11 protein-coding genes are annotated in these 12,096 nt (G+C 63.9%); 5 read left to right on the forward strand and 6 right to left on the reverse strand.

Going from position 1 to position 12,096, the window contains the following annotated elements:
* The first annotated feature begins 36 nt into the window (after window positions 1-36).
* Window positions 37-567 carry a hypothetical protein gene (locus tag LVJ94_25405; protein ID WXB10550.1) on the forward strand — a complete coding sequence of 177 codons (531 nt, stop codon included), beginning with the start codon at window positions 37-39 and terminating at the stop codon, window positions 565-567.
* Between the two features lie 292 nt (window positions 568-859).
* On the opposite strand, the gene LVJ94_25410 is transcribed toward LVJ94_25405, so the two are convergent.
* Together LVJ94_25410 and LVJ94_25415 are read right to left on the reverse strand one after the other, a co-directional pair.
* Window positions 860-1,216, reverse strand: a complete 357-nt coding sequence (locus tag LVJ94_25410) for a four helix bundle protein (GenBank protein WXB10551.1) — start codon at window positions 1,214-1,216, stop codon at window positions 860-862.
* Between the two features lie 292 nt (window positions 1,217-1,508).
* Window positions 1,509-3,161, reverse strand: coding sequence for an NPCBM/NEW2 domain-containing protein (locus LVJ94_25415; GenBank protein ID WXB10552.1), 1,653 nt, complete (start codon window positions 3,159-3,161; stop codon window positions 1,509-1,511).
* Between the two features lie 221 nt (window positions 3,162-3,382).
* Between LVJ94_25415 and LVJ94_25420 the strand changes: the two genes are divergently transcribed.
* Window positions 3,383-4,672, forward strand: coding sequence for an RICIN domain-containing protein (locus LVJ94_25420; GenBank protein WXB10553.1), 1,290 nt, complete (start codon window positions 3,383-3,385; stop codon window positions 4,670-4,672).
* Here LVJ94_25420 and LVJ94_25425 read toward each other — a convergent pair.
* Window positions 4,644-5,513 (reverse strand): SDR family oxidoreductase, encoded by an 870-nt coding sequence (locus tag LVJ94_25425; protein ID WXB10554.1) that lies wholly within the window; start codon window positions 5,511-5,513, stop codon window positions 4,644-4,646. The genes LVJ94_25420 and LVJ94_25425 overlap by 29 nt on opposite strands.
* Before the next feature lie 67 nt (window positions 5,514-5,580).
* Here LVJ94_25425 and LVJ94_25430 point away from each other — a divergent pair, with 67 nt between their 5' ends.
* The gene (locus tag LVJ94_25430; protein ID WXB10555.1) at window positions 5,581-6,207 is read left to right on the forward strand and encodes a TetR/AcrR family transcriptional regulator; all 627 of its coding nucleotides are present in this window, start codon (window positions 5,581-5,583) and stop codon (window positions 6,205-6,207) included.
* 17 nt (window positions 6,208-6,224) lie between these two features.
* Here LVJ94_25430 and LVJ94_25435 read toward each other — a convergent pair whose 3' ends face one another.
* The 3 genes from LVJ94_25435 to LVJ94_25445 form a co-directional block, all read right to left on the reverse strand.
* The gene (locus LVJ94_25435; GenBank protein WXB10556.1) at window positions 6,225-7,040 is read right to left on the reverse strand and encodes a hypothetical protein; all 816 of its coding nucleotides are present in this window, start codon (window positions 7,038-7,040) and stop codon (window positions 6,225-6,227) included.
* An 88-nt stretch (window positions 7,041-7,128) separates the two neighbouring features.
* The gene (locus LVJ94_25440) at window positions 7,129-8,046 is read right to left on the reverse strand and encodes an EamA family transporter (GenBank protein WXB10557.1); all 918 of its coding nucleotides are present in this window, start codon (window positions 8,044-8,046) and stop codon (window positions 7,129-7,131) included.
* A 9-nt stretch (window positions 8,047-8,055) separates the two neighbouring features.
* Window positions 8,056-8,694 carry a hypothetical protein gene (locus tag LVJ94_25445; protein ID WXB10558.1) on the reverse strand — a complete coding sequence of 213 codons (639 nt, stop codon included), beginning with the start codon at window positions 8,692-8,694 and terminating at the stop codon, window positions 8,056-8,058.
* A gap of 53 nt (window positions 8,695-8,747) precedes the next feature.
* Between LVJ94_25445 and LVJ94_25450 the strand changes: the two genes are divergently transcribed.
* Both LVJ94_25450 and LVJ94_25455 read left to right on the forward strand, forming a co-directional pair.
* Window positions 8,748-11,081, forward strand: coding sequence for a ribonuclease H-like domain-containing protein (locus tag LVJ94_25450; GenBank protein ID WXB10559.1), 2,334 nt, complete (start codon window positions 8,748-8,750; stop codon window positions 11,079-11,081).
* 82 nt (window positions 11,082-11,163) lie between these two features.
* Entirely contained in the window at window positions 11,164-12,096 is a 933-nt protein-coding gene (locus LVJ94_25455; GenBank protein ID WXB10560.1) for an N-acetylneuraminate synthase family protein, read from the forward strand.

Raw genomic sequence — 12,096 nt, forward strand, 5'->3', positions numbered from 1 at the left:
GCTCCTATTGGTACGGAGCGTGCGTAGGCCGCCCGCATGAAAATCTTGTTGCTGGTTCTTTCTTCCCTGTTCACCCTCACCGTCGCCTGCTCGTCGTCAACGAGCTCGGACACCCCGGATCCCTCCGACGCATCGAGCGACGCACCGTTCGAGTCCGGAAGAAACGATGCCATGTCCGTGGTTCTCAGCTACACGTATGGCAATCAAATCACCGGCAGCACGCTCGAAATCCTTGCGAACGGTACGGTCTCCGGTACCGAGAGGACTTGCTGCCCGCCAAAGATTGAACCGACGTCACCGAACTCTTTGTCGGCCGACGCGCTCAACACGCTCCTTTCGCAAATCGAGACCGCGGCCGGCACGCAGCCCACCGTCACCGAAAAAGATGCCGGCCAGGCGGGCGACAACTCCGGCGCGCTCATTGTCTATGCGGCGAGCGGGGCCCGGGTCATCATCCGTGAAGTCTCGAACTCACGGGACGGCGCCATCGAAAAGGCGAATTCCTCGCAAGCCGCCACCGCAATTCGCGGCCTCGTGAACGGATACGTGGCGGTGGATATCGAGTGAGTCAATGTGATGAGATGACCGTGATTTAAAAAGAACGCTGCACACGCTCGGATGAAAAAAAAAAAAAAACCCGATGCCGACGAACCTTTGCGGAAAGCGTCCGGATGCGAGAACTCAACAGCAGCATCATTGCGACGGAATTCAGCTCAAGTATCGAGGCCGCGCAACGAGACTACTTCGGGTTGCTGGAGCGACCTTTCGCACTCAAGGACCCTCGCCTTGTGGACAGGTGCGACTCCCCCTCTCGAGACGCTCCTGCGTGAGTCGCTCTCGATGTTAACGTGATGTCGCGTTACCGTGGTGCACTGAGCCGGTGAAGTGTGGAGCCGATGCGATCGAGCACTTCGTCGCCCGCTTTGACTTCGCTGGCAGGCACGTATCCCCAGGAGACGGCCACGCGCACGGCGGCCCGTGATTCGCTGTTGGAACCCGCCGCCATCCGGAAACGAGCGGTGCGGTAGCCGCCTCGGCTGCGGTTGCCCTCGGCAATGTGCATCGCCATCGAACGGAGGGCCGCGCGAAGCTGGTCGGCCAGTTCGCGATCGCAACACCGGATACGTTCGACTGTGGGGCGAAGGACCGCGATGGCATTGATGGCCAGTTCGATGGCATGAAAGCGGTCGTCGCCGTGGAACAGATTGGTTTGCATACGTTTTCCAGCGAATAGAGAAATCAACGAAGCCAATGACAACGATGTCCGACTCCGACTCCGACTCCGAGGCGGACCCGCCCCGCGCCGCGCGGAGTGACAGCCGGATTGGGAGAATGGGCCAATCGGGGAGGCTGGCACGAGCACGGCGCTTGGGGCGGGTGGCGTTTGCGAAGCAAACGCCGGGTGGGGCATCCTCTCTTCTATTTCAATGACCAGAAGGTCTTCTATTTATCTAAATTCGTCCATTTAAATTTCAAATGAAGTCAACTCTATTTAAATAAACTGAATTTCATTCTTCTAGAAATGACGCTGCGCACGTGACGCGGGCGTTGGCCCAGTCGGCGTGGTCGCTGTTGGTGGTGTCGGTGCCGCCGGCGACTTCGAGACGCAGGTCCGTTCGACCCGAAATGTCGACGCTGACGTTCTTGGTGGCGGTGCCGGATTTCATGACGCCGCTGTCGTAAAGGAGTTTGCCGTCTCCCCAGACTTGGAAGATGCCACTGGCGGCGGCGCTGGAGACTTCGTCGTCGATGCCGATGTTGGCGGTGAACGTCGAGCAAGCGCCGTTCGGGCGAAAGCTGATGGCCGATGGGGAATGGACACCGAAGCCCTTGGTGTACGTCGTCCCATTCAGGGTGAGCGTCTTTCCATCGCCTGCGGCTTTTTCGCCGTTGCTCTTGTTGCGCTCCACGGGGCCCCATCCGTTGGTGGAGTAGGCCCAGGGTTGGTCGCTGAGGTAGCCCGTCGATACCGCGGGATCCGTCCCGACGATGCGCAACAATGCCAAACCGTGGGCGGGCACGTTGACGCTGTACGAGTTGGTGAAGGTTCCGCGATCGGCGCGGGCCCAAACGTCGCGAACGGTGGCGCTGCCCGCGAGCAAACCGATTTGGGTCCAGCTGACCGAAATGGTGGCCGTGGAGTCGCCGCGGTTGAACAGGCCCACGGCGCGGGTGCCGCGTTGGCGCGTCGGCTTGTACCAAACCTGACGGCCGGCTCCATCGTCGGCCGCCTTGATCGCTTGGTACGCGAGGCCGTCTTGATCGATGTCGAGCACCTCGGGGTGCGTCAAGATCGCTTTGGTGGCGCTGCTCATGCTGCGAACGTCGTTGCCCGCGATGAGCGGCGAGGACACGAGGGCCCAGAGGCCCATGTGCGCGCGGTATTCCGTATCGGTCAATCCGCCATTGCCGACTTCGAGCATGTCGGGATCGTTGAATCCACCTGGCACGGTGGCACCGGGAAAGCGCGCGTTGCCGTCGAAGACGCTGAGCACGCGCGCCCATTGATCACGGATGTCACCGGTCGTGCGCCATTGATGCGCAGCGTAAGGCCCCCACGACCACGGCTCCTGAACGCCGCCGTTGTCGCTGGCGCTGAGGACCATCGGCCGGCCGGACGCACGGATGGCCGGAAGCCAGCGGCCGAAAAGCTCGGCTAGATCTGCGCCGCTTGGAACGTTACAACGATCGGCCTTGATGTAGTCGACACCCCACGAGGCGAACTTGGCGACGTCTTGGTTCTCGTGGTCCATGCTGCCGGGCGTCTTGCCGGTGCACGTGGCCGTGCCGATGGAGGCGTAGATGCCATATTTGAGTCCCTTGGCGTGGATGTAATCGCCAATGGCCTTCATCCCACTTGGAAACTTGTTCGGATCGGCCCGCAGGTTGCCGCTGCCATCACGCGTTGCGGCAGACCAGCAGTCGTCCAAGGTGAGATTCACGTAGCCCACGGCCGCGAGTCCGCTCGATACCAGGGCGTCGGCGGTTTGCTTGATGAGCGTCTCGTTGATGCCGCCGCACGCGAACTTGTTCCAACTGTTCCACCCCATCGGCGGGGTGGGCGCGAGGCCATCGTTCGCAGCCGTCGCCGTTCCGGGCATTGCACTCGCGACCAGGATTCCGAACCCCGACGCGACCATCCACATCCGACGTTTGACCATGGGTGTGTCCCTCCTGAGTCGTCCGCGGAGTCCAAGAATTGGACCAACGGTAACCGGTGTCATTCGCCCATGTAAATCGAAATCGCGATTCGCTTGACCCATGATCCGGTCGATCAGGCATGATCGACCCGATCGGTGTATGCGACATATACCCCTCCGATGATAACCATCATCGTTACGTCACGCACGACGCCCCGCGTCGCGTGTACGCTCGCTGCGCCATGAACCGACTCGCCATCCCGCTGACGATGTTCGCCGTGCTTGCCAACGATCCCCCGAAGGACGTGCCGCTCATCTTCCAGAGCGTGCCCAATGGACTCGTCGCCGATGTCTCGGGCGCCGAGATGAAACAAGGGCAAACGATTTTGGAATATGGATACGCCGCCGCCAAAAACCAACAATGGTGGCTTCAACAGAATGGCACCCATTACAAAATCAAGAGCAACGTCAACGGCGCTTGGTGCATGACCCGCGCCGCCGATGGCGATCAAGCGAAAGTCGTTTTGGGAGGCTGTGATACGTACCTCGCCGACTGGGACGTACTGCCTCTCGGCGGCGACCGATACCGCGTCAAAGATCCCAATGGCGCATTCTACTTGCACGTGTGGAACGAGGCGCCGACCAGCGGGCGTGAGCTGGTCACCAGCGCGAACGACGGCGTCGGCTCGGAATGGTACCTCTCGGGGCTCACCGTGCCGCGCCGGGCGATGCCCTCGGATCCGCGGCTCGACCAGGTGACGTTCCTCACGACGCACAATGCCTTCGCCAACACCGATGAAGGCTTTTGGGGCCGATTTCCCAATCAGTCCTATGGCCTTCGTTCGCAGTTGGACCAGGGCGTGCGCGCCCTGCAGCTCGATGTCTATGCGTACAATGGCGGGGTGCGCATGTGCCACGGTAGCTGCTGGGGCAACGAACGCACCTTTGGCGCGGGGCTCGCGGACGTCCTCGCGTTCCTCAACGCGAACCCCAGCGCCATCGTCACCCTGTTCCTCGAAGACTACACCTCGGTGGACGAACTCCGCGCCTCGGTGGAATCGGTCGCGGGACTATCCAACGTGATCTTTCGGCCCGACCAAAACGGCGTGCGCCAGAATGGCTGGCCGACGGTATCGCAGCTGATTGCTCAGAATCGGCGATTGCTCATCTTCTCGCAGCGGCCCGGGCGCGAGGCGTACGGCGTCATGTACGATCGCGATTGGACCGTGGAGAATTACTGGACCCTCACGAACTCCGGAAACGATATGCGGTGCTACAGCCGATGGGGCGAGGTTCCGCTCGGCAAAGAGGAGCCGGGGTTCGTGCGGCTTCACGTGATGAATCAGTATCGCGACATTCCCAGCGAAGGAAACGCCGGCGCCGACAATGGCTCGAAGCTACGCGATCGCGTGGAGCGGTATTGCGGCCCGATTGCCCGCCGCAAACCGAATTACGTGGCGGTGGACTTTTTCCAGAAGCCCGAAGGCGGCGCTACCAAGTCGCTCATTTCGGAGATGAATACGTATTGGTAAACAGCGCATGGATGTTGTCGTCTAGAAACGCCTCGAACGTGCGCGGCTCGCGTCCGGTGAGCTCGCGCACGGCGTCGGTTCTGCGCGCGGCGCTGCCCGATGCGAGCATGGTCATCATCTTGCCGAAGAACTCCGCCATTTTCGGCGGGAGTCCGCGGGCCACGGCATTGGCGACGAAGTGCTCCACCGGCATGTCCACGTAGGTGACCGGTTCTCCGAGCTTGGCGGTCATCTTCCGCGCGACCTCGTCGTAGTCGATCGGCTCGCGGCCCGTCAGAATGAAGGACTTGCCCACGTGCTCCGCGCCGGTGAGGGCCGCCGCGGCGCATGCGCCGATGTCGTAAGCATCGATGAAGCCGATCTTGCCATCGCGGTAGGAGCCGAAGATCTTCCGCTGCGCGCTCAGGGTATCCGCATTGTGAAATAGGTTCTGCATGAACACCGTCGGCTGCAGGATGACCCAGCCGATCCCCGAGGCGCGCAGGTGCGCCTCGATTTCGCCGTGCCAGCGCGCAGGTGGAATCGGCGCATCCGGGCCGGCGCCCGGCGAGGACAGCTTTACGACGCGCTCGACCCCAGCGAGCGCGGCGAGATCGATGGCCGTGTTCTGCTGCTGAACCACGCGATCGGTCACGTTGCTGTTCAAAAAGAAGCGGGTGACGCCACGCATGGCGTGGGCGATGGACTCGGGCTGGTCGAAATCACCGACGACGAAGTCGCACTCGAGTGCCCTCCCCTTCGCTTCATCGCGCACGAGCGCTTTGAATTTCTCGCCCTTGGCCCTTAAATGGCTCACGACATACCGTCCAATGGTCCCGCTGGCTCCGCTTACGAGAATCATGTCCTTCCCTCCTTGAAAGAGTTACACTGAAAGTAACTTTACCGTCAGTGAACGGATTCGACAAGCCATGAATCAAGATCTCGGTCTACGCGAACGGAAGAAGCTCGAGACACGCCGCGCGATTGCGGACGTGGCGATGGAGCTGTTCGCCGAGCGAGGGTTCGACGCCGTGACGGTCGCGGACATCGCCGCGGCGGCCAATGTCTCGACGAAGACGGTGTTCAACTACTTCGCGACGAAGGAGGACATCGTCCTGCTCCGGCGCGAGCTCGTCGACGAGGATCTGTTGCGCGCGATCCGGTCACGCGCGGCGGGGGCGTCGGTTCTCTCGGTGGTGCGGCAGCACACGCTGGAGACGGCGGAACGGCTGCGCAATGTGCCGCCCGAACGGCGGGCGGTGTTTCGCAAGGTGCTGCAGAGCGCGCCCACCGTGCTGGCGCGCTTTCGGCAGATGGCGCAAAGCCGCGAGGAGGCCTTGGCGCGGCTTCTGGCCGAGGAGACCGGAACGGATGGCGAAGATGCAGAGCCCTTCGTCGTCGCCGCGCTCTTGGGGGTGATGAACCACCTTGCCTTCTGCGGCGTGACGGGATGGCCGGGCGGCAAACGGCGCACGCCCGTGAAGATCGCCGAGGAGATCGAGCGCGCCTTCGCGCTGCTCGAGCACGGCCTCGGTGGGTACGGCGTGAAGAAATAGTCGCGTAGGCTCGGGCTCTACGCGAGGCGCGTTTCGGAATCCGACGTGCGCCGCAGAAGCCACCATTGTTCGAGTCCGGCGCTGCCTGTGTATCCCAGGGCCAAGAGACGGAGCACCTCGGCGGCGACGCCCGTGAGATGCGACATCGACGTGGCCAGGTCCCACACGAGCCAAAAGGCATTGCCCAATGCGATCAGAGCCCAGGGCCACGAGAGCGCGCCACCGCGAAGCCAAAACGCGGTGAGCGCAATCGGGCCGATGAGGCTCAGGCAAACGAGATCGGCCACGTTCGGGATGATGACCAGCATGATCGTGCGCGGGAGATCGGGCGGGAGGTGCCGCACGTTCTCGCGCATGGCCACGACGAAGACGAGCACCGCGAGCGGGACCACGGCAAGCTTGAGCAACCGCTGACCGGGCGACGGTGTGGCCACGGCCTCCAATCCCGAGTCGGGCCACGCACGCGCGAGCAGGACCATGGCCACCGTGGAGGCGGTGTTGGCAATCGCAAGCATGGCGCCCACGACGAAGCTTTGCTCCTCGATGGAAAACCCCGTTCCCACCACGTCCCCGGATTGTCCGAGGAACAGGTCCTTGAGCAGCAAAACCGTCATGTTGAGCGCAAGGAGCCACCAAGCCACGAACAGCCGATCACCCCAAGAAAAACGGGTGGCGGCGAGCACGAACGACACCAACGTAAAGAGCTTGGCCGCAAGGATGCAGCCCGCCACGAGCGCCGCACTGTCGGGACCGGCGAGCAGGTAGACAATGATGAAAAGGATCACCAGCGGAACGGGCAATAGGAACCACTTGGCCCATGGCGCACGGTACATCCCTTCTAATCTAGGCGAATTTTACCGGATATGCTGCGGTCTTGGGCATATCACTCGCAAAGTACCGTAAACGGAGTCACTCTTCCTTCTAGTTGGACGAGATGTCTTCACTGCGCGTGGAAGAAGCGGAAGGCGCCGTGGACGATCGCGAGCCAAAGAGGACGCCGACGACCACGGCGAGGGCGCCTACGAGTTCGGTCACATGGGGGATCTGGCGGAGGACGATCACGCCAATCAACGTCGCTGTTAGCGGTAAGAGCGCGAGAAGCAGTGCAAATCGGGCACGGCCCACCCGCGCGAGGACCACCTGGTCGAGGCCATACGGGATGACACTGGAGAGGACACCGACCCCCATGCCAAGGAGCAAAAGACGCCCCGATGACCACACGGGCGCCGTCAAAAGTCCGATCGGCGAGAGAACGATGGTGGCCACGCCGGCACCGACGGCGAGATCGTCGATCCCGCTCCCACTGCTGGCCACACGCTTTCCGAGGATGATGTAGCCGGCCCAAAGAATGGCGGCGATACCGATTAATAACAATCCGAGCGGACTCGCCTTCCATTCGACCTTGGCAATGAGGGCCACGCCCATGGCCACCAATGCGAGCGATAGGAAGTCGCGCTTGGTGCGCGAGCCAAAGGCGGCAACGGCGACGGGCCCAATGAACTCCATGGCCACGGCGGTGCCGAGCGGAATGCGCGCGACGGCCTCGTAGAACGCAATGTTCATGACTGCGGTGACCAACCCAAAGACGCCCGCGAGCACGAGGCGACGACGAGGCCAGGTCGAGACGCGGGGCCTGCGCCAGACGAGCAAGACGACGGCCGCACCGAAGAGACGAAGCCACGCCACGGCGGACGGGCTGAGCTCACGGAATAGATTCACCGCGAGGGCGGCGCCCATGTAGAGCGAGAGGCCGCTGATGAAGAAGAGAAGCGGGGCCGGTAGCCGATTTGGCGAGGCGGAGCGATCCGACGGCGAAGCCGGCGTGGCGAGGGCGGGCACCCGGAGATCCTAGTGCAAGCCACCGCCAACTTGGAGGGGCTGATCGAAGCAAGCTGGGCGCCCATCGACCCGGACGTGCACACGGATGCCGCGTTTGGGCAGGTAAAAGCGCATGGTGTTGAGTTCGACGATCACGGTCGTGAGCGCATGCGCGGGCAAGATGAGCATCATGCCCGGCGGGCCCCAGGTGCCGCCCTCGAAGTACGCCTGCCGAATGCCGATGGGCCGCGCAGAGTCCCAATCGGGCTTCGTCGCGGTGCCCCAGGCCCCGCTTTGGGGGCCGCTCCTGGAGGCGCCGAGTTGATCGACCTCCAGGATTTCGACGTTCCGCGGGACGCCCACCAGGTTGGAGATGGAGAAGTGCACCTTTTCGAGGACGGGGACGCCTTGCCGCATTTCGGGGCGCAGCTTTTTGTCGGGCACGAGATCGAAGCCAAAGGGAACGGAGCGGCCACGCGGGCAATCGGTGGCCGTGGGCTGCGATACTTCCGTGGGGCCCGCGGACTTCGGGGCCACCGCGTCGTCGGGCCCTGCATCGCGCGCGGGCGAGAGGACGAGGGGCTCTTCGGCCACGGGTTGCCGGGACGCCGGCCTCGAGCCGGAGCATGCTGCCGTCAAAGCGAGGAAGACAACGAGACGCACAGACACTACTAACCTCTCCTTCCCCACCCTAACCCCTATCCCCTAACCCCTAAACCCTCATGAACACCCGACAGGACGAATGGCTCTGGGGCTGGGATCCGACGCCGGGAATCGTCTCGGTGTGGGCCGAGCCCGATGGCCGCGCGTTCGTGTGGCGCCGGCTGCCCGAGACCCGCGCCCTGGTGCGCGAGAACGTGCGCTTCCGGCCGTGGCTTCTGCTGTCATCGCTCGAAGACCTGGCCATGCGCCCGAGCGATGCGACGTACGAGGAGCTCGATGGGCCGGGGACCTTTCGCTATTTGGTGAGCGCCAACGATGGGCGCGCGCTCACGCGGGCGCTGCTCTACGGGGCGAGCAAGCGGCTCGGGCGACCGGTGGATCATCTGCGCGACGTGGGCCCGGATCGCGTCTTTTCGCTGCCGCCCGAGGAGCAATACTTGGTCGCGTCGGGGCGGACGTACTTTCGCGATCTGGCGTTCGACGATCTGCGCAGGATGCAGCTCGACTTGGAGACCACCGGGCTCGACGCGGAACGGGATCGCATTTTCCTGATTGCGCTGCGCGATCCGGAAGGGCGCACGGAGACCCTTCACCACGAGGACGAGGCGACGCTTTTGCGGCAGCTCGTAGCGCGGGTGCAGGCGTGCGATCCCGATGTGATCGAGAATCACAATTTGCAGGGGTTCGATTTGCCCTTTCTGGCGCAGCGCGCGCAAAAGCTCGGGGTGCCCTTGGCGCTGGGGCGCGCGGGGTTGCCGGGTCTGCGGCCGCGGACCTCGGCGCGGCTTCGCACGCGCTACACGGTGCCGGGGCGCGAGTTCATCGACAGCATGGACGCGGTGCGGCGGCACGATTTTTCCGCGCGCGATCTGCCGGGCCACGGGCTCAAGGTGGTGGCGCGGCATTTCGGGCTCGCGGGGCCGGAGCGGGAGCACATTTCGGGGGCGCACATCTACGAGGTGTTCCGGCGCGATCCCGATCGGGTGCGGCGCTACGCGGAAGACGACGTGCGCGAAGCGGCGGGCATTGCGCGGCTGCTTGGCGGGGCGGCGTTTGCGCTCGCGCGGATGGCGCCGCGGCGGTACGAGAGGCTCGCCGATGCGGGACCGGCCACCGGGGTGCTCGATCCGCTGCTCGTGCGGGCGTATCTGCGCGCCGGTGCGGCGCTCCCCGCGCATCAACCGAGCGACGGTACGCCGCACCAGGGTGCGGCGCTGTACCTGTTTGCCACGGGCATTGCCCGGCGCATCGTGAAGGCCGACGTGGCGAGCCTGTATCCGTCGTTGATGCGGCAATACCGCATCGGGCCGCGGCGCGATCGGCTCGGGGTGCTGCTGGCCCTGGTGGACCGCCTCGTGGAGCAGCGCCTCACGGCGAAGGCGAAGGCCAAGGAGTGTCCGCCCGGTTCGCCGGAGCGGTACACGCACGAGGCGATGTCGGCGGCGATGAAGATCGTGGTCAACTCGGCCTATGGCTACATGGGCGCCTCGTCGCTCACGCGCTTTGCCGATGTGCACGCGGCCAACGAGGTGACGCGGCGCGGGCGCGAGGTGCTCGATCTTCTCTGCCGCGAGCTGGCCGGGCGTGACGTGACCTTGCTGGAGGCGGACACCGACGGCGTGTACTTCGCCGTGCCGGACGGCTTCGAGGAGGCGGACGAGCGCCGCATCGTTTCGGAGGTGGCGACCTTGCTGCCGTCGCAGGTGCACCTGGAGTTCGATGGGCGCTATGCGGCGATGCTCTCCCACGAGCCGAAGAATTACGCGCTGCAGCCGTATGCTGGGCCTTTGCTGCTCCGCGGTGTGGCCTTTCGTTCGAGCCGTGCGGAGCCCTTCGGGGAGGAATTTTTGCGGCGTGCGCTGGCTTCCCTTCTCACGGGCGGCGATGTGATGGGCGCTCGCGATGCGTACGTGGCCATGGTCACCGCCCTGCGGCGGCGCGAGGTGACGACATTCGACGTGTCGGCGCGTGTTCGGCTGACGAAGTCGCCGGCGCACTACATGACCACGCGCGCACAACGGCGCGAGCACTCCTACGAGGCGGTTCTGGCGAGCGGTCGCACCACGTGGACATCGGGCGAGCATGTGCGCGTCTACCGCGCCACCGGCAGCCGCGCCGCGCTGTTGCCAGATCCCGATGCCGACGACAACGACGCCACCGCGGTGCCCGATCCGCGCGATTACGATACGGAGTATTACGTGCGCCTGTTGCGCGAGACGTTCGCCGCGCGCCTATCACGCGCCCTTTCACCCGAGGATTTCGCCGCCGCCTTCGAGGATCCGGAGCAGCTCTCGCTGTTCGATCGCACCCTCGCCCAGGCGCGCCCCATCCTCACGGTATTGCGCGAAGGCGTATTGCGTGAAGGTGTATTGCGCGAGGACGACGCCGGCTAGTCACGAAACCGTTTCGCGCAACATGCGATGTTTTTGAAACCGATGCCGTATTGACACAATACAGAGCCTATAGCGTTACGGCGTGAGCCAGCTCGTTCGTATCGGTGATTGCGACGTCGGACCCGGCTGCCCCGTGTTCTTCGTTGCGGAAATTGGCATTAACCACAACGGTTCGCTGGACCTTGCAAAACAGCTCATCGACGGCGCCCTGGCCGCGGGCTGCGATGCGGTGAAGTTCCAAAAGCGAACACCCGAGCTTTGTGTACCCAAAGCTCAGTGGCACATCGAGCGCGATACGCCGTGGGGGCGTCTCACGTACATCGATTATCGACGCAAAATCGAACTCGGCGTACATGAGTACGAGGAAATCGATCGCTATTGCCGCGGACGCGGCATCCTATGGTTCGCCTCCTGCTGGGACGAGCCGTCCGTCGACTTCATGGAGCAATTCGAACCGCCTTGTTACAAGGCAGCCTCGGCGTCGCTCACCGACCATGCGCTCATTCGCAAAATGAAGCGCACGGGCCGGCCGCTCATGCTCTCCACCGGCATGTCCACCATCGAGGAGATCGACGCGGCGGTCGACGCCGTGGGTGTGAGCGATCTTCTCGTCGCACATTCGACGTCGCTCTACCCATGTCCGCCGGAGCTCCTGAACCTGCGGATGATCGGCACCCTCGTCGAGCGCTTTCCCACCTGCCCCATCGGCTATTCGGGCCACGAGGTAGGTCTCGCCCCGAGCTGCGCCGCGGTGGCCATGGGCGCACGCTTCGTCGAGCGGCACATCACCTTGGATCGCGCGATGTGGGGGACCGATCAAGCCGCGTCGGTGGAAATCGGTGGGCTGGTGCGCCTGCTGACCAATATCCGCGACATCGAGCGCTCGATGGGCGACGGCGTGAAACACGTCTACCCGCTGGAGCACGCCGCACGCACCAAGCTGCGCCGCGTTCGCACGGACCTCATCGAAATGAACGGCGCCAGCCACCCCCACGAGATCAACGGAGTTGCCTAA

It is taken from the genome of Sorangiineae bacterium MSr11367, from assembly GCA_037157805.1.
In the GTDB taxonomy this organism is placed as follows: domain Bacteria; phylum Myxococcota_A; class Polyangia; order Polyangiales; family Polyangiaceae; genus Pendulispora; species Pendulispora rubella.